Below are 17712 nucleotides of genomic sequence, written 5' to 3'. Positions count from 1 at the left end.
GGCCGCCGGTACCCGCGGAAGCGGCCTGACCGGGCCCGTGGCGATGCGCGCACCGGGCCGCGGAGCCTTCTTCGACCGGCAGTCCGCCCCGACCAGCCGTACCCCTTCCGCGGACGTCGCCTGTCACCGCAGCTGGTTGAACGCCTGGTCGGCGTCGGCCACGGCCTCGGGGTGGACGTCGTGGGCGGTCCGACCGTCGGCGATCTTCTGCCAGTTGGCCCGGGCGAGCACCCGTTGGACCGCGAGCACCTGGGCGGCTCGCAGGCGTGCCTGGATGCCTTCGCCGAGGGCGTCCGCCAGCGCCTCCTCGTCCTCGAGCTGGTACCGCGTGAGCCGTCCCGCCAGGCTCGGCGTGGTGAACACCAGCCGATGGAACGCCACCACCTCGGGGTGGTCGTTGAGGCCGGTGACGGGGTCGTACCGATCGAGCCCGGCCCGGAAGTACCGGTGCAGCGCCGTTACCGGCTCGATGCCGGACCCGCGGTCTCGTACGACGCGCGCCGTCTCGCCCTGGTGGTCCGCGAACCGGTGCAGCACCAGGTCTTCTTTGGTGGGGAAGTACCGAAAGAGGGTCGGCTTGGAGATCTCGGCCGCCGCGGCGATGTCGTTGACCGAGACGCGGTCGAAGCCGCGCTCCAGGAACAGCGAGACGGCCGCGTCGCCGATGGCGTCGCGCGTCCGCTCCTTCTTGCGGGCCCGCAGTCCCGTCGGCTCGCTCATCCGCCCACCGTAACATTCATGACCGAGTTGCTTTTTTAACCAGGTAACGTTTTCATGGACGGCGTGAATCGGACAGACATTCCTCCGGTGCTCGTAACCGGGGCGACGGGCCGGGTCGGCCGCGTCGTCATCGACCAACTCCTCGACGCCGGCGTGCCGGTCCGCGCCCTCACCCGTCGCTTTGAGGCGGCGGCGCCGCCGGCGAAGGCCGAGGTCTTCACCGGCGACCTCACCGTGCCCGAGTCGCTCGACCCGGCACTGAACGGCGCCGGTGCGGTCTTCCTCGTCTGGACCGCCCCGCCTCGGACCGCCGCGGCAGTCGTCGAGCGGCTGGCAGCCCACGCGCGGCGGGTCGTCTTCCTCTCCTCCCCGCACCGGACGCCGCACCCCTTCTTCCAGCAGCCCAACCCGATGGCCATGCTGCACGCCGAGATCGAGCGGCTCATCGCGGCCACCGGACTCGAGTCGACGATCATCCGGCCGGGGATGCTCGCGTCGAACTCGCTGGCCTGGTGGGCGCCCGCGATCCGGGCCGGCGAAGTCGTCCGGTGGCCTTACGGCGCCGCCGAGACGGCACCGGTCGATGACCGCGACGTCGCAGCCGTCGCGGCACGAACACTCCGCCAGGACGGATACACCGGAGGCGACTACGTCCTCACCGGCCCCGAATCGCTGACCCAAGCCGCGCAGGTGGACGTCATCGGTGACGCTCTGGGGCGCCGGATCGTATTCGAGGAGATGACGCCGGACGAGTTCCGGAGCCTGTCGGAGGGTACGGCGCCCAGCTCGGTCGTCGACATGCTGCTCGCCGCGTGGAGCGCGGCGGTCGGACAGCCCGCCCACGTCACCACCGCGGCGGCCGACATCCTCGGCACGGCGCCACGAACGTTTCGCCAGTGGGCCGCCGACCACACCACCGCGTTCGCGGAGGGTTCGTAAACCTCGTCACAGCGGCTTTTCTTGAGCGAGCGATCCAGATAGGTTACGGTGGAGGCATGGCAAGGACCCGGGAGTTCGACACCGAGGCGGCGGTGGGCCGCGCCATGGAACTGTTCTGGACGCGCGGCTACGAGGCCACCTCGGTGCGCGATCTGACTCAGCACCTGGGGATCGGGCAAGGATCCCTGTACGCCGCGTTCGGCGACAAGGACGGCCTGTACCGGGCCGCGCTGGAGCACTATCGCACCACCCTCGCGGCGGCCGCCCTGCGCAGTCTGGAGGAGGGGACGGACGCCCGCACGGCGATCCGTACGCTGCTGACGGAGCGGATCCGCATCGCCGTCAGGAGCGGCGGCCAAGGCTGCCTGGCCGTCAACGCCGCCTGCGAGCGGCTGCCTCAGGACACGGCGACCCGGCGCACCGTGCGCGACATGCAGGACGCGAGCCGGGACGCGCTGACCGAGGTGCTACGGGCCGCGACGGAGCGGGGCGAGATCGCGGCGCGGCACGACCCGCGCACGGTCGCCGCGTTCCTGGTCACCTTCCTCAACGGGCTGCTGGTCTCCTCAAAAATCACACCGGACGCGCCCACCCTCGAACCCCTCGTGGATATCGCACTGACCACTCTCGACTGAGAACTCACCGGCCTCGGCCGGATGTCCTCATGGCCCGAATCTGTAACGCCCGATAAAGAAAATGCTACCCGTCCCGGCCGCGACCACAGCGCCCCCATCAGCGCCGACGGTCCAAGCCGCCCGCCGGCCTCATCGACCCACCACACCCACCCACGACAGGAAGCGACCACGTCATGATGTACGACCACACCGCGACGCCCCTGCGCACCGGCCGCGCCGCCGTCAACGGAACGAGTCTGCACTACCGGACGGCCGGGTCCGGCCCGGTCGTGGTGCTGCTGCACGGCGTGCCCAAGACCGGCTACCACTGGCGTCACCTCGTCCCGAAGCTGACGCCCCACCACACCGTCGTCGTGCCCGACCTGCGCGGTCTCGGCGACTCCGCCCGCCCCGCTGACGGCTACGACTCCGCGACGATGAGCGACGACATCGCCGAGCTGCTGGCCCGCCTCGGACACGAAACCTACGCCGTGATCGGCGAGGACTGGGGAGCGGTGATCGGCTACCAGCTCGCCGCCCGCCACCGCGACCACACCACCGCCCTGGTCTTCGCCGAGGCTCTGTTCCCGGGCTTCGGCTTCGAGGACCACACGGCCCTCACCCCCGAGAACGTCTCCAGTGGCATGCACCTGTGGCACCTGGGCTTCTACTTCCAGCCCGACGTCCCCGAGATGCTGATCGCCGGGCACGAACGCGAACTGATCACTTACATGATCAAGAACGAGCGCAGCCACCCCGACACCGCCACCCCCGACGCGATCGAGGAGTACGTACGCTGCTACTCCATGCCCGGCGGCATCCGCGCGATGCTCGCCGTCTACCGGGCGATGCTCACCGACGCCGGACAGAACCGGCAGGCAGCACGGCAGAAGCTGGACATCCCGGTCCTGGCACTCGGCGGCTCCGCCTTCATCGGCGAGCGCAACGAGTCCCAGGCACGGCTGGTGGCCCACCACGTCACCGGGCACGTCTTCGACGCGGGCCACGACCTCGCGGAGGAAGTACCCGACGAGATGGCCGACGTCGTCCTGCCGTTCCTGGCGGCACACCGGTAGTCGACGTCCGTCCGGACCGTTTTCCCGCTCAGCGCCGCGCTCGCGGTGCTCGGAGCCGCGGCCGGGGCCGGCGGGGGCCGTGTTGGCGGTACAGCGGGCCGCCCGCCGCGCTTCTACGGCTGATGCGAGGTGGTGGTGAGGAAGTCCAGGACCAGGGGGCCGGCGTGGGTGCGGGCTTCCTCGAAGTAGGCGTGGCGGGTGTCGGGGATCAGGTGGAGTCGGGCGTCGGGGATGCGGTCGGCGAGCAGGGGTGCGTTGGCGGTGGGGTTGAGCAGGTCGTCGGTTCCGTGGAGGACCAGGGTGGGTGCGCTGATGCTGGGCAGGAGGTCCCAGGCGTCGTGCCGGTTGCTGGCTGCGAGGTGGTGGCGCCGGGAGTGGGCGGGCATGTGTGGGTCGCCGAGGGTGTGGTGCGGGCCGGGGTGGTCGGCGAGCCAGCGGGGTGTGTACATGAGCTCCAGCAGGGCTTGCCGGGCGGCTCCGGGGTGAGACTGGGCCAGGGCCTTGCGGACGTCGTTGTCGCGTTCGATGCTGTGCGGGCCGCCGGGTGAGGTGCAGCCGAGGACCAGGGCGCTGACTCGGTGCGGGTGGCGCGCGGCGAGTTGCTGGGCCACTCGGCCGCCCATGGACGTGCCGTAGATGTCGGCCCGGTCCATGCCGAGGTCGTCGAGGATGGCGATGACGTCCTGGGCGAACAGTTCGGTGCTGTGGGGGGTGTCGGGCTTGTCGCTGTCGCCGGTGCCGCGGTAGTCGAGGGTGAGGGTGCTGCGGGCGGGGTGGAAGTCGGCTCGGACCGGGTCCCACCAGTGGTGGTTGTTGGCCTGGCCCGCCAGCAGCACGAGTGGCGCTCCGTCCCCTTGGAGCTGGTAGGCGATGCGGGTGCCGTCGGGTGTCGTCGTGTACGTCATCGGCTGGGTTCCTCAACTCCGGTGTGGGTGGGCACGGTACTCCACTCGGGCCTTGAGCGGTCGTGGACCGCGGCGCGGCGCCACTCGGCGCAAGACTGAACGCACGGGCGCCCTGGCGGGCGCTCAGCGGCCCTCGGACGCCCTCCAGGCCGGCCCAGCAGGACAGCGTCGCCGGCACGGTGGTGGAGATCGTCATGTCGGAGACGACGGCGCACCGCGACTCTCACGGCCCGTGGTGCGTCGGTGGGGCTGTTGTCCGAGGTGGGAGAACGCGAGGTCGGTAAGGGCGTTGCCGGCCATGAGGGCGCCCTCGGCCGGCCCGCGCAGTCGATGGTGGTGGCAGCCTGAGTGAGTGCGGTCGAGTGCGTCCGCTGTGGCAGGGTCGAGGCCATGCCTTTTGATCACGACGACCACTATCACCGTCTGCTGTTGCGCCAGGTACCGCGGAACTGCGGTGCGGCACTGGATGTGGGGTGCGGGACCGGCCGGTTCGCGCGTCGGCTCGCTCACCTGGGCATAGAGGTCGATGCGATCGATCCGTCGGAGGAGGCCATCGCGGAGGCTCGCGCGCTGTCCGGTCGGATGACCGGTGAACGCAGTCCGCGCTTCCAGCACGCGGACGTGACCGAAGTCGAACTTCCCAAGGCGCGCTACGGCTTCATCTCGTGCCTTGCCAGCATGCACCACATGCCGTTCGACACCGTCGCCGCATTGCGTGACGCGCTTGCGCCCGGCGGGGTCCTCGTGATCTTGGGGTGCTATCCGGAGAAGACCCGGCACGACTGGGCATGGAGCCTGGCAGCTGTGCCCGTCAACGCGGTCGCCAGGCTGACTGTCGCCGGCTCCTCTTCTGGCGCTATCTGCTCGTCTTTCGCAACCACGGCTGACGGGACGGCTGTTCCCAGAGCTTGGGGATCTCTGCCCTCAGCCGGGACGCGGAGGTTCTCGACCCGGCTGAAGGCAGACCGGTCTTCGCACAGGGCCGTGTCCAGAACGGCGGACATCTGCCGGGACGGTGGCTGGGTGGCGAGAAACGCGTTGGTCATCACCGAGGCGCGTCGGCCGTCCTTGGTGACGAGGGTCTGGGAGTAGTAGCCGGCGACGGCTCCGTTGTGCCCCCATGCCTCGCCGCCGCACGACAGGGCCGCCCTGAAGACGCCGAGGCCGTAGTGGATGCCGCCGGCGGCCGGGGCCTTCTCCATCTCCCCCAGCGCTGCGGCTGACACAACGCGTCCGGCGGTCAGAGCCTGGTAGAAAGTGCCGAGGTCTTCCAGCGTCGAGATCATGGCCCCGGCGGAGCTGAAGACGGACGGATCGTAGGAGATGACCGGGCTCCAGAAGTAGAACGACCCGATCCGTACGCCGTGGTAGCCGTTCACCGCCGGTGCGGGCAGGGAGCGGTCGCCGGGGGCGGGGAAGACGGTCCGCTTCAGGCCGAGGGGGTCGGTGATCCGGCTGGTGACGGCTTTGTGGACCGGTGTACCCGTTACCTTTTCGATGAGCATGCCGAGGATCAGGTAGTTCGCGGGCTCGCGCTGCCCGGGTGGATATAGCCGCCGTACAGGTTCGGAACCTGCGGCTTGCCCCAGTGGCTCGCCGGCAGGCGGTTGTCGCCGACGATCTGCGGCTTGGGCGCGCTCCACACGGTGTCGGGCCGCGACGCGGTCCGGGTGCAGATCGAGTAGTCGGTGACGTCGAAGTAGCTCATGCAGTAGCGGTCGCCGATCCGCTTGACCGAGAACTCGCCGACGTTGTTGCCGGCCAGAATGGGCGAGGGCGGGGCGGCGGTGGTCCACTGCCAACGGCTCTCGCCCGCGCCGCGATCCTTGCCGCAAGGAGCGGGCGGTTCCACTGAGACGGCGACCGCCGCCCCGGGGCGGCGGTCGCGGGCAGGGCGCGCGGTCGCGGTGCCGAGAGCTTGCTCACGCCGCCCGCTAGGCCGCGGGTCGGTCAAGGTGTTCCGGGACGTCAGCGCATGAGCAGTAGGCGCGTGTTGGTCACGAGCTTCCGGTTCACGCTGGTGCTCTGCACGAAGATCGTGAAGTCGTCGTTGTGGTCCGGCTTGACGCGAACTTCCACGTCCGGCAGGCCGAGCAGGGCTCGGGCCTCGGGCCCCGTGTACACCCGGTCCGTCTTCTTCTCCAGAACGGCGATCTGCTTCCGCGCCTGGATCTTCTCCGACTTACTCAGCTGGTAGAACGCACCGCCGGTACGGTAGGTGTGCCCGGATTCGATGACCCAGTCCCGGATCGCCGCGTCGCGCGCCACCGGGATCAGCTGGTATTCCGCAGGATTCACCGGGGTGAGGCCGGCCGCCTCGATGGTGTCCTTGTTGACCGCCTCCGCACCCATGGTGAACACCGCCCGCGATCCCCGGATGCCGCGGGTGCGGCCCACCATGAATTTCTCGGTGGCCTGCTGGATGACCAGGCCCGCCTCCTCCAGACCCTGTGTGCTCGTGGCGTCCCAGATGGCGATGTTGTCCTTCGGGAAACCGCACTGCATGGCCTCGCGCTTGCCCATCTGGTCCGGCACGAGGACAGCCAGCGTCCAGTTGGCCTCCTGTGTCTCGATCATCTCGGCCACGGCATCGACCAGTTCACGGGGATTCCTGGCAGGGGCGTCCGGGCAGCGATGACTCGCGTTCTCCTGCCCGTCCGTGAGGACGAACGTCAGGAAGCTGTGGTCGCCGTACAGTTGGGCTGTCTGCGCCAGCTCCCGCTGTGACTTCAGCGCGGCCGCCAGCAGAGCCGTCATTCCACCGACGCGGTACAGCTGCTTGAGCGACGGCATCCGCAGCACATCCTTGTCGTAGATGACGCACTCCACCTGGTCCGCGAAGACGTACACCGTGACGCGGGTTTCCTGGTCCAGTTCCCTGGATCGGCGGGCAAGATAGGCGATCTGCTGGTCGGCGACCTCGACGACCTTCCGGCTCAGATGCGACATCGACGAACTGGCATCCAGCACAAGGGCAACATGATTGATGTAGTTCTGGTTTCCGGACATGAAGGCTCCCCCTCTTTTCGACTCGATGCTCCTACCGTCTCACCCACCACTGACAATCGGTCCCGGCTCCCGCGCCGGCTGAAGAGTCCACCCGACCAGAGGCGCCGCCGGGGCGTGGCACGGGGCCCCGGCCAGCGGGGCCTCCGCGTGCACTGGTGTGTCCGGCAGGCTTGTCGGTCAGCCGGTCGAGGGTGGCGTCTCGCACGCGGTACGGCCCGCCCCGCCTGCCCTCCGGGGGACTGGCCGTACCACTTGTTCCGGGCGTGGCGAGCACGGACCTGCTGGAGTTCGATCCGGTGGGCCGTTCACAACCCTGCGGGGATCACGCCGTCTTCGGTGCTCGCCCGGACGGCACGTCAGCCTGCCGGGGCGCCCGGCCGGGGCCGGGCCCGGCATCGAGAACGGAAGCCTCGGACGGGGCTCATCGGTGTGATCGGTCACGGCAGAATCTCGACGTACCCGTCGGTTCCGTGCACGCGGATCCGCTGTCCGTCCCGGATCAGCCGGGTGGCCCGATCCACGCCCACGACGGCCGGCAAGCCGTACTCCCGGGCGATCACCGCGCCATGGGTCATCAGGCCGCCCACCTCCGTCACCAGGCCCGCGATACCGACGAACAGGGGGGTCCAGCTGGGATCCGTGCAGGCCGTGACCAGGATGTCGCCCGCCTCGAGACCGGCCTCCGCCAAGTCAAGGATGACGCGGGCCCTTCCCTCGATGGTCCCGGCGGAAACCGGCAGGCCGGTCAGGGCACCGGCCGGCACGTCGTCGCGCCGGTAGGCCCCGGTGACGGCCTCACCGTCCGATGTGAGCACCCGGGGCGGTGTGAGCGCGTGGTACGACCGGAACTCTTCCTTGCGCCGCCGGATGAGCCGGTCATCCGCCTGGTTCGAGCGCACGACGTCGTGGAGCTCCTGGAACGTGAGGTAGAAGATGTCCTCCTTCTCAGGAAGCACGTTGGCCCTCACAAGGCGCTCGGCCTCCTCCAGCAAGGCCTGCTTGTAGACGAAGTAGCGGCTGATGATGCCGTACTTCGGATACTCCCGGTACCCGATGAAGGTGCGGACCCGGTCGATCATCCGCTTGGCCTCGTCGGCCTTCTGGTCGCCGTCCGGCAGGGCCCGCAAGCGTGACAGCACGTCCTGTTCCTTCTTCCGCGCCTTCTGCCGTCCTTGCTCGAAGCGCCGCTCGGCGGCGCCCGACTCGAAGTTCCTGACGTTGTCGAGGATCAAGGGCACCAGCGTGGTGGGGCGCTCGCGCCAACGCGGCCTGGTGATGTCGATCTCGCCCACGCAGCGCATGCCGTACCGGTCGAGATAGGCCACTATGGCGTCGCGCGCTTCGGTCCCGCCGGCGAGCTTCGCCAGCTCGTCCAGGAAGGCCGCGTCCTCCACGTACTCGACGCCCTGCAGGAAGGCCACCACCTCCGGCCGCGGGCGGATCACGTCCGCGACGTCGAGCAGCGCCAGTCCCATCTCCGAGGTGACGTTGTCGGGGGCGGACAGCGTGAGCGTGTCAGCCGCGTTCTTCTCGCCCAGCCACTCCCGCAGCTTGTCGTTGAGCCACCACGTGGCCTCCATCCCCGCCATGATCACCTGAAGGCTCAGCGGATCGCCGAGGACTCGCTTGTGCTCCTCGAAGGCCTCCAGCAGGAATTCGAACAGCGCCGGTCCGGTCTTCGTCCGGATGTCGCGCTCCAGGGCGGCGACGGACGCCTGACTGCGCTCGATCAGCTCGGCGACGATGGCCGGATCGGTCTCGATCGGGGCGGACCCGCCGCCGGTCGGCGGCCCGCCGGGAACCGCGTCCGGCAGCGACGGGACGAAGTCGCCGCGGTCGAGGACGGTCTCCAGCGCGTCCCTGATCAGCGGATCGCCTCTCCCCATGACGTCCAGGAGGCCGGCGCGGCTCGCGGGCGAGGCCAGGCGCCGGGTGACGTCGACGAACAACCTCCCGCCGGCCTCGTGCATCGGCGCCATCGCCGTCAGCTGCCACACGGAGAGCCCCAGGGGCTTCATGGGGTCGGTCATCATCTGACCATGGCCGACGGAGACGTAGACGTGATTCTCCTGGTCGCCGGTCTCGGGAATGGGGAACAGCGTTGTGATCGGTCGGCTCTGGACGATCTGGAAGCCGTCATCGGCCAGGCACCATTCGATGTCCTGCGGGCGGCCGAAGTGCGCTTCGATCCGCCGTCCGAGCCGCACGAGCCGCACGACCTGCGCATCCGTCAGCGCCGGCTGCTCCTGCTGCCGCGAGTCGATCGCCATGTCCCGCGTACCGCCGGTCGGCAGGGCGTGAACGGCACGCTGTTTGGCGGCGATCGTCTTGGCGACGACTTCACCGTTCCGCACTGTGAAGACGTCCGGGTTCACCAGGCCGGAGACCAGGGCCTCGCCGAGGCCGAAGCCGGCGTCCACGATGGCGACCTTCCGGTTGCCCGTGACGGGGTCGGCCGTGAACAGGACGCCTGCCGCACGCGGGAAAACCATCTGCTGCACCACCACGGCCATGTGGACCCTACGGTGGTCGATACCGTTCCTCCGGCGGTAGGTCACGGCCCGTTCGGTGAACAGCGAGGCCCAGCACCGGCTGACGTGTTGGAGGACCGCTGTCGGCCCCACGACGTTCAGATACGTGTCCTGCTGGCCGGCGAAGGAGGCCGTCGGCAGGTCCTCCGCCGTCGCGCTGGACCGGACGGCACAGGCGGCTTGCTCACCGAGCCCGGCGAGCGCGCGAGTGATCGCCGTCACGAGATCGCCCGGAATGGCAATCCCCTCGATGGTCCGACGGATCCGCGCGCTGAGCGCCCGGATCGCCTCCCCGTCGTCCGGGTCCAAGCGCGACAACTGATCGAGCTGACCGTCGATCGACGGCGCTTGCGCCATGACCCGCCGGAAAGCATCCGCCGTCACACAGAAGCCACCCGGAACGCGGATCCCCTCGATGCGCGACAGCCCGCCCAGGTGCGCGCCCTTGCCGCCAACGACCGCGACCTGCGTCTCGTCAACCTCTTGAAGATCCAGCACATACTGCCCGGTCATCGCGATGCCTCCGAGGCAGCCGTGATCCCTGGCACCGCGGTGGCCGATCGAATCACCGGCGCCTCCCGCTCTGCCGAACCTCTTGTCGAGCACGTCCTCATCCCTGACTGCCCTCCCTCTGGCGAGTCGGCCGACCGCCCCGCCCAGCCGGACGGCACGCATCCCCGTCCCTCGTCCGCCCCGAGCACCCGCACCCGGACGGCCGGCCCCGCCTCTGGTCCGACCTCACCGCGTCCCCCACGCCTCAACAACAACACACACACCTTGCGCCCCCCGTTTCCGCGGACAGTGACACCGGCCGACGATTCTGCGCCGTGACCCGGGCCTTGCGGCAAGCCCCCCAGCGCGCTATACATTGAAAGTGGCAAGGAGAGGGAGATCTCCTTGCCTTTTTCTCTTGGCCGTCCGGTCGCGTTCGCCACCGCGATCACCACACCTTCCGTGGGCTCCGCCTCGGCCGAATCCGGCTTTGCCGCGCCGTTCCTTCTCCGGCCGGGACAGTGGACCCTGGTCGGCGGGGAGGTGGTCGCCTCATGGTCCACGATGGACAGCGGCTCTTGGTGATCAGCGTGCCGAAGGTGACGTTCTACCCCGAGCCACTGGGGCGGACGGGGTGCTCGTACCACCCCGTCAGTCGCTCGGGCACGGGCATGCTCGGCTGGACTGCCGTCCGGGGCACCCGGGCCGAGAAGGACGAGTGGCAGGCGGCCGCGGACCAGTTCTCCGCCGCGGTCCAGGAGGCGCAGGACGCCTACCAGGCGGTCGTCCGCGGGAGGGGCCGCCACCTGCCGGGCGCGAGGCGGCGCACAGAGCGGGCGGCGGAGCGGTTCCGCGAGGCGGCGGCTCTCGCCGAGGAGCGCTACGCGCCGGTCCGCGCGGAGATCGGGCGCCGACTGGCCGCCGAGGCGGAGCGGGCGCGCCGGGAACGGGAGGAGCACGAGCGCCGCTGGGCTGCCGAACGGGCCGAGGAGGAGGCGCGACGGCGGGTCGCCCAGGCCCGCGCGGCCCGCTGCCACGACCTGGCGCGGCGGAAGGTGTGGGGTTGGGCGGTCGTCGAGGGCGGGGAGCGGGGTGGGACGGAGATCCTGGTGCACCGGCTTGACGTAGGTTCTGGGCAGCCCGTCCCGGCCTCCTCGCGGCGGTCCGCGCTACCGCTGTCGGCGGGCTCCCTGGAGCAGGAGCTGCACGGGCTCCGGGACGAGTTGGGCCTGACGGACGTCCGCTGGGAGCGGGCGGCGAGGGAGCTTGTGGTGGCGGAGTGCTCGGCTCCGGACGACCCCGTGCCGTTCGAGGACTGGTGGGCCACCGTCACCGTGCGCCACTGGCCCTCCTCCCGGCAGGTGCCACCGCCCCCGCCTCCCCTCGCCGGCCCGGGCCGTGCGTACGGCTTCTTCGGCAGCGACTACGGTGGCATGGGAGGAGACCACGGCGGCGGTGGGTACAGCGGGGGCTTCGGCGGCTACTGATCCCCGGTCGGCCACAGCAGCAGCCCCGCGCCCGCGCAACTCCCGCGCGCCGGGGGGATTGCACGCGGACCGGTGTTGGTCAGGCGCAGCGACCGTTCCAGCCGGGGGAAAACGCCCATGAGCCGGGCTCACGAGCGGTTGGCGGTGTGAGTGGCGGCCGCCCTCCAGGGGTGACCGAGGGACGCGGGCCGGGCGGGTCTCAGGAGAGTGGCCGGTTACGCAGGGCGGCGTCGGCCATCTCCTGGAGTTCATCGCGGCGGACACCGCTCGCGGCCTGTACGGCGATGCCGTAGGCGAAGGTGGTGCCGTAGCGGGCCAGTAGCCCCGGATCGGTCCGCGGAGGCAGGTCGCCGTCGTCGGGAACATGCCCTGGTAACCGTGGAGGAACAGTCGAGGGGGGAGCCCGGGCGGGCCGCCCCCTCCCCCCCGACACGGGCGATCACGCCAGGCGGCCGCTGTGCGCGGCTCCGTGCCTCGCGGGAATGCCCGCCCTACCCTCCCCCGACGACCGGGCCGGCCACGGCCCGGCCGATGGCCCGCTCCACCGCCAGCCTGCCCTTCCCGGCATCCCCATGGCGCCGTGTCATCAGCCGGACCAGCGCGTGCTGGAACAGCGCCGGGCCGCACGCCGTCCAGTGGTCCCGGGCGTCGGGGCTCAGCATGAAGGCCAGGACGTCATCGGGCTCGGCCGCAACGAAGCGGAACTCGCTGTGCTCCCACTTGTCGTCGATGCCCCTGCTCCAGCGGTCCCGCAGACCGTCCTCGTCCAGATCCGGCAGCACGGCCAGGAAGAACGCCGCCCACTGGTGCCGTTCCGTGTCCATCGCGAACGAGAGCAGCTCCAGCTCGCAGGCATCGTCCTCGTGCACGGCCAGCTCCTCGCGAAGGGCCCGCCGGGCCGCTCCGAACAGGTCCGGAACCCCGTCCTTGAGGTCGTGCCGCCCGGACAGCCCCTCGTTCGCCGAGGAGTTCCACTGCCCCGCGTTGCCGCCCACGGTGGCGCTGCGCCGGGAGAACAGCATCCTGTTGTCCCGGCCGGTGACGACGGCCACGTTGGCGCCGAAGCTCGCGGAGAGGAAGCCGTTGACCAGGACGGGGTCCTGCCCTTCCAGATAGTGCTCCCGCAGCGTCAGTCCTGCGCTCTCGCCCTCCTCGAACGGCCGGTCCAGCTGCTGGGAGGCCAGGAAGGTGAAGTAGTCCGTCGGCGAGAACCTGATCTCCACGATCGGGTCCTCCCGTTCGTCGCTGCGCGTGACCGCGATGGTCTCCACCGCGAACCGGGGGTGGTTCCAGCGCCGGTCGCGGCCCGCCACCGCTCGGGTGCGCTGCTCGTCCTCGATCTCCTGCCGCCAGCGCCGCACGTCCTCCGGCACGTACACGGGCTCGTCGGCGTCGTAGTAGATCCTCAGGTTCCGCTCGGAGATGGGCCGTGTGCCGTCCCCCTCGTAGATGTAGCAGCTCGTACGCAGTGGCCCGATTCGAAAGTGCTTACGGTCGTTCAGCATGGAACCGCCCCCGTCCTCGTCCCCGTCAATGTCGTTGCCCGGCACGACAGTTGCACAGCACGGTGACAGGCGGCAACATCTCCGTTCCACGGTGTGGTGAGGGGGCACGGGCATGGGTGGGCAGCATGGCGAGGCTCTTGCCGTGTCCCTGGCCACGTACGACCACCATCCCCGTCACGACCTGCCGAGTGCCGATCGTCACGCCGAGGAGTTCCGGCGGCTGGCCCGTCGGCTGGGCTTCGTCGCCGACACGCCGCCCGTGACCGGGACGAAGGACGACGTACTCCGGTCCCTGCGCCGTTTCGCGGCCTCACCGGCCCGGCGCAAGCTCGTCTACTGGATCGGCCACGGCGTCCGGGTGGGACGGAACACGACGGTCCTCCCGTGCCGGGACTACAGTGCCGACGGACGCGACGGTTTCGTCTTCACCGACGAACTGGCGGACCTGGTCAGGCGGATGAGCGGTGACGTCCTGCTGGTCCTCGACACCTGCCATGCCTCCTTCGTGGCGCACGACGTCCACACGCGCGTCGTGGACAGCGAGGACGACCACTTCGGTCCACGGCCCCTGGCGAAGGGATCGGCCGACTTCCGCGGCGTGGGTGTGCTCGGTACGGTGCGCGGCGACGAGCCCGCGCAACTCGGGGCGTGGCCGACCGCCTTCCGGGCGGTGTGCGACGATCCCCGGTTCGAGTTCCGGGAGCGGCTGCTGTGGACCCCGTACGCCCAGGCGCTGCACGCCGCCGAGGTCCTCGAAGCCGTCAACAGCGTCCTCGCCGACGACAGCGTCTACCCGCAGTTCCACGGCGGCAGCCGTCTGCTGGGGCTGTTCGTCAACCCCTACTACGACGCGACGGCCCGTCCGCTGTCGGCCGCCGCGCCCTCACGACGCCGGGAACTGCTCGACGCGCACGTGCAGGAGCTGTTGAAGAGCCGCTTCACGGGGCTGCTCCTGGAGGACGACACCGCGTTCTTCACCGGCCGGAGGTACTGTCTGGCCCGGCTCGTCGAGTGGCTCGCCGCGCCGGACCGCAATGGCGCGCTGATCGTCACGGGCGGTCCGGGCAGCGGCAAGTCGGCCCTGCTCGCCCAGCTGGCCCTGATGACGGTCAGCCGCACCCCGCAGTCCGAGCAACTCTCGCCGGCGGTCCGGGGGGCTCTGCTGTACGCCATCGACACGGGCATCCAGTGTCGCGGCCGCGGCGCCCTGGAGTGCGCGCGCGAGCTGGCCGACGGCCTGCGGGTCGAGGAGCCGCCGGGCGGCTGGCCGGACCTGCGGGCGGTGGTGGACGCCCTGCTCGCCGCCTGCCGGGCCGCCGCGTCCGTCGCGTTCCTCGTGGACGGACTCGACGAGGCCGACCGCGGCCAGTTGGACGCGCTCATCGCCGATGTCCTGGTCCCGCTGGCGCAGGAGCCCAACGTCCGGGTCCTCATCGGCACCAGACCGCTCGACGGTGGAACCGGCCCGCTCCTGGACACCGCCACCACGCTGGACCTCGACGCGGCTCCGGACCGGGATTCCGACATCGCCGACTACGTCCGCGCCCGGCTCAGTGGCCCCACGAGCCCCTACCACGACGCCGGCGAGACGCTCACCGCGGTCTGTCAGGATCTGGTGCGCCGCAGTCGGGGCACCTTCCTGGTGGCCAAGCTGCACTGCTCCGCGTTGCTGCGCCTGGACAGGCGGGTGGGCCCCGGGGACGAGGAGTTCCGCCGCACCCTGGCCTCGGGGCTGGGGGACGCCCTGGACCACGAGATCCGGGCGCTGGACGGTGCCGCGCCGGGTGCCGGGCCCGGCTCCGGCTGGGCCCTCGGGCTGCTGCTCCCCCTGGCGCTGTCCTTCGGCGCGGGACTGCCCGAGGACGACGGGATCTGGCTCGCCGCGGCCCGGGCCCTGGCGGCGGCGCGTGGGCACGACCGCGTCTACGAGGAACATGACGTGATCGCCATCCGGCGGGCCGGCGGCGCGCACATCGTGGCCCACGGTGAAGGCGGCCAGCCCGTCTTCCGGCTCAACCACGAGACCCTCGCCGGTCACGTCCTGCGCTCCTCCGGGCTGACGGACCGGGCCGCCCACGACGCGATGTCGCGGGTGCTCGGGCGCGTCCACGACGAGCTGTACCGAGGGCGCACCGCCACCAATCCGTACATCGCCCGGTATGCGGCGGCCCACGCCGCCCGCGCCGGCCGGCCCGCCGAACTGCTCCACGACGCCGACCTGCTGGTCCGGCTGGATCCCGAGCGGCTCGTGGCCCAGTTGGAGCAGTCCGACGCCCTCTCGGACGAGGCACAGTTGTACCGGTCCGTGGCGGAGGACCTGATCCGGTGCTCGCCCGACGAGCGCGCCGCGTTGTTGCAGGCGGCGGCTCTCCGGCAGCAGCCGGAGCTCCGGCCCTGGGCCCGCTCGGCGGCGCGGCTGTTCTGGGAGGACCTGTGGACCACCGCCGAGCGCTCGGCTCCGGAGCGCAGCCTCGGCGTGCCGTTCGGCGACGTCCTCGCCGTCTCGGCCGGCCCTGACGGTGCTCTCCTCGCCGCGGGGGAGCGCCTCTGGCGGTGGAACGACGCCCACGGCCGGCCCGACCTCGTGCGCGGGTATCTGCCGGCCACCGCCGACGGCGCCCCCGTCCGGCTCATGGCGCTGGCCACTCCCCCGCGGGCCCGTGAGGTGGAGGCCGTGGCGGCGGACGCCGAACGCGTGCTGGTCTGGTCGCGGAGCGACCCCGGGCGCGTGCACCCGCTCGGCTGGGGGGCGCCCGTCAGCGCGGTCGCGCTGGGGCCGGCGGGCGGCACGGAGTTCATCGTGGCCGGCTCCGGGCCGTACGCGGCGGTCTGGGAGTGGCGGGACGGCCGTCCCCGGCACCGGGGGTTCTGGCCGGGCGGTGTGGGGCAGGTCCGCGCCGTGGCCACGGCGACCGCCGGGCGGGCGCCCCTCCTGCTGGTGGGCGGCGAACGGGGCGTGGCCGTACTGGATCCCCGGACCGGTGGACGTGTCGGCCGGTTCGCCGCCGAGGCCGGCCGCGTCGAATGCCTGGATGCCGTGTCCGGCGACGGCTGTTGCTGGGTGGCCGCGGTCGGTACCACCAGCCCGCAGATCCGCGTGTGGCTGTTGCGGGACGCCGGGGGCGACGACGGCACGGACGGCCCGCGTGAGACCGGTGTCCCGCGTGCGGAACCGGTGCTCAGCGCCCGGCTGCGGCACCCGGCCGGGGCGACAGTCGCCCTCGACGGCGGCGCCGGGGCGGCCGGACCGCTGCTGCTGGCGGTGGACGGCGGGCGGGTTCGTCAGTGGTCCGTCGGGGACGGGCGGGAACTGGGCACGCTGACAGGACACCGCTCACGTCCCACCTCGGTCACCGTGCTGCGCGACGGCACCCGTCGGGTGGCCGTCGCCGATGGCCGACGGGTGCGCCTGTGGGAGCGCGGGCCTTCGGCGGATCCGCCGAGCACCGGCCGCGCGGGACTTCCCTCGGCAGGCATGGAGCACGCGGGAGCCCTTGTGTGCACCGCCCCGGGACGGGGCGCGGTCGCCCTCGGCGCGGGACGGGCGGCGCGGGTGTGGGATCTCACGGGGAGGGTGCTCCACGACGAGGCGGAACTCGCCGCGTACACGTCCCTGGATCTGCGTGCCGACGCCCTCGGCACGGTGTGGTGGGCGGTCGGCGGGCAGAGCTCCGCGGACGGCCCGGTGGTCGTCGTCCGCCGGCTGGGCGGCCACCGGGCGACCGCTCTGCACGTGGCTCCCGGTGAGGACGGAGCGGTGGTGGCCGTGGCGCTGGCGGCACGGAACGACGTCCGGGTGTTCGCCGCCGACGACCGCTACGTCCGGTGCTGGGACGTGCGCACCACCGAGGCGCTGCCGTCCCTGCACGTCCCCAACGACATGGTGCGGCACCTCGCCTATGTCGAGTCGCCCGCCGGCCGCCCGTTCCTGCTCGCCGGCACCGGCGACTCGGTCTGGCTCTGGGACCAGGGCCGGGCGGGCTCCCCTCTGCATCTGAGGGTGCCGGACAAGGCGCCGGTCCGGGCGCTCGCCGGTACCCACGACCACCGGGGCGGCCGTCATGTCGCCGTGGCGGCCGACACCGGCGTCTACGTCACCCGCCTGCCGGGCGGTGGGCCGCCGCCGGGCACCGCCCTCGCGCTGCGTCCGCTGAGCACCACGGTGACGCGGGTCCGGTCCCTGGTGTGCCGGAGCCTGCCGGGCGACCGCGTCGTGGTGATGGCCGCCGACGGCTCGCGCGTGCTGCACGTGTGGGAGGTGGGCGAGGACCACCGCTCCCTGACCGTGCCGGACCGCGGTTTCGCGGTCTTCGGTGTGCTGGCGCAGGCCGAGCCTGACGGCCGGGGGCTGCTCACGGCCTCGGTCGGCCTGGAACGCATGGACCTGCTGCGGGTGTCGCCGCCGGGCACGTGACGGGCGTTCCCCCGCCCGGT

12 protein-coding genes and 1 pseudogene are annotated in these 17712 nt (G+C 71.4%); 6 read left to right on the top strand and 7 right to left on the bottom strand.

Annotation, left to right across the window (positions count from 1 at the left end; translation table 11 throughout):
* Positions 1-123: 123 nt before the first annotated feature.
* Positions 124-720, bottom strand: a complete 597-nt coding sequence (locus tag ACU6P3_RS32020; protein ID WP_447195280.1) for a TetR/AcrR family transcriptional regulator — start codon at positions 718-720, stop codon at positions 124-126.
* 87 nt (positions 721-807) lie between these two features.
* On the opposite strand from ACU6P3_RS32020, the gene ACU6P3_RS32015 reads away from it, so the two are divergent.
* The 3 genes from ACU6P3_RS32015 (at position 808) to ACU6P3_RS32005 (ending at position 3349) form a co-directional block, all read left to right on the top strand.
* A complete protein-coding gene (locus ACU6P3_RS32015) occupies positions 808-1659 on the top strand; it encodes an NAD(P)H-binding protein (RefSeq protein ID WP_447195279.1) in 852 nt (283 codons plus the stop codon).
* Positions 1660-1715: 56 nt separating this feature from the next.
* Positions 1716-2294: a TetR/AcrR family transcriptional regulator gene (locus tag ACU6P3_RS32010; protein ID WP_447195278.1), complete on the top strand. Its 579-nt coding sequence runs from the start codon at positions 1716-1718 to the stop codon at positions 2292-2294.
* Between the two features lie 173 nt (positions 2295-2467).
* A complete protein-coding gene (locus tag ACU6P3_RS32005; RefSeq protein ID WP_447195277.1) occupies positions 2468-3349 on the top strand; it encodes an alpha/beta fold hydrolase in 882 nt (293 codons plus the stop codon).
* Between the two features lie 113 nt (positions 3350-3462).
* Here the strand turns inward: ACU6P3_RS32005 and ACU6P3_RS32000 are convergent, their stop codons facing one another.
* Positions 3463-4254, bottom strand: a complete 792-nt coding sequence (locus ACU6P3_RS32000) for an alpha/beta fold hydrolase (protein WP_447195276.1) — start codon at positions 4252-4254, stop codon at positions 3463-3465.
* 390 nt (positions 4255-4644) lie between these two features.
* On the opposite strand from ACU6P3_RS32000, the gene ACU6P3_RS31995 reads away from it, so the two are divergent.
* On the top strand, positions 4645-5346 hold the full coding sequence (locus ACU6P3_RS31995; protein WP_447198150.1) for a class I SAM-dependent methyltransferase: 702 nt from the start codon (positions 4645-4647) through the stop codon (positions 5344-5346).
* 2 nt (positions 5347-5348) lie between these two features.
* Here ACU6P3_RS31995 and ACU6P3_RS31990 read toward each other — a convergent pair.
* The 4 genes and pseudogenes from ACU6P3_RS31990 to rph form a co-directional block, all read right to left on the bottom strand.
* A pseudogene (locus tag ACU6P3_RS31990) lies at positions 5349-5759 on the bottom strand (serine hydrolase); the annotation flags it as partial.
* An 8-nt stretch (positions 5760-5767) separates the two neighbouring features.
* Positions 5768-6106: a DUF4185 domain-containing protein gene (locus tag ACU6P3_RS31985; protein ID WP_447195275.1), complete on the bottom strand. Its 339-nt coding sequence runs from the start codon at positions 6104-6106 to the stop codon at positions 5768-5770.
* 116 nt (positions 6107-6222) lie between these two features.
* Positions 6223-7263, bottom strand: coding sequence for a vWA domain-containing protein (locus tag ACU6P3_RS31980; RefSeq protein WP_030739894.1), 1041 nt, complete (start codon positions 7261-7263; stop codon positions 6223-6225).
* Positions 7264-7700: 437 nt separating this feature from the next.
* Positions 7701-10307, bottom strand: coding sequence for a rifamycin-inactivating phosphotransferase (rph, locus tag ACU6P3_RS31975; protein WP_447195274.1), 2607 nt, complete (start codon positions 10305-10307; stop codon positions 7701-7703).
* Positions 10308-10840: 533 nt separating this feature from the next.
* Here rph and ACU6P3_RS31970 point away from each other — a divergent pair.
* Complete coding sequence (locus ACU6P3_RS31970) at positions 10841-11773, top strand: hypothetical protein (RefSeq protein WP_447195273.1); 933 nt, start codon at positions 10841-10843, stop codon at positions 11771-11773.
* A 491-nt stretch (positions 11774-12264) separates the two neighbouring features.
* On the opposite strand, the gene ACU6P3_RS31965 is transcribed toward ACU6P3_RS31970, so the two are convergent.
* Positions 12265-13278 carry an NUDIX hydrolase gene (locus ACU6P3_RS31965; RefSeq protein WP_447195272.1) on the bottom strand — a complete coding sequence of 338 codons (1014 nt, stop codon included), beginning with the start codon at positions 13276-13278 and terminating at the stop codon, positions 12265-12267.
* 112 nt (positions 13279-13390) lie between these two features.
* Here ACU6P3_RS31965 and ACU6P3_RS31960 point away from each other — a divergent pair, with 112 nt between their 5' ends.
* On the top strand, positions 13391-17692 hold the full coding sequence (locus ACU6P3_RS31960; protein ID WP_447195271.1) for a hypothetical protein: 4302 nt from the start codon (positions 13391-13393) through the stop codon (positions 17690-17692).
* Positions 17693-17712 lie beyond the last annotated feature (20 nt).

This window comes from Streptomyces hebeiensis (assembly GCF_052983195.1).
Note: the sequence above shows the minus strand (reverse complement) of the source record. Positions and strands in the feature narration are given on the sequence as shown.

Coding starts and splice junctions, on each gene's coding strand:
- ACU6P3_RS32020 (WP_447195280.1), bottom strand. CDS start 720: ATGAGCGAGCCGACGGGACTGCGGGCCCGCAAGAAGGAGCGGACGCGC.
- ACU6P3_RS32010 (WP_447195278.1), top strand. CDS start 1,716: ATGGCAAGGACCCGGGAGTTCGACACCGAGGCGGCGGTGGGCCGCGCC.
- ACU6P3_RS32005 (WP_447195277.1), top strand. CDS start 2,468: ATGATGTACGACCACACCGCGACGCCCCTGCGCACCGGCCGCGCCGCC.
- ACU6P3_RS32000 (WP_447195276.1), bottom strand. CDS start 4,254: ATGACGTACACGACGACACCCGACGGCACCCGCATCGCCTACCAGCTC.
- ACU6P3_RS31995 (WP_447198150.1), top strand. CDS start 4,645: ATGCCTTTTGATCACGACGACCACTATCACCGTCTGCTGTTGCGCCAG.
- ACU6P3_RS31980 (WP_030739894.1), bottom strand. CDS start 7,263: ATGTCCGGAAACCAGAACTACATCAATCATGTTGCCCTTGTGCTGGAT.
- rph (WP_447195274.1), bottom strand. CDS start 10,307: ATGACCGGGCAGTATGTGCTGGATCTTCAAGAGGTTGACGAGACGCAG.
- ACU6P3_RS31970 (WP_447195273.1), top strand. CDS start 10,841: ATGGTCCACGATGGACAGCGGCTCTTGGTGATCAGCGTGCCGAAGGTG.
- ACU6P3_RS31965 (WP_447195272.1), bottom strand. CDS start 13,278: ATGCTGAACGACCGTAAGCACTTTCGAATCGGGCCACTGCGTACGAGC.
- ACU6P3_RS31960 (WP_447195271.1), top strand. CDS start 13,391: ATGGGTGGGCAGCATGGCGAGGCTCTTGCCGTGTCCCTGGCCACGTAC.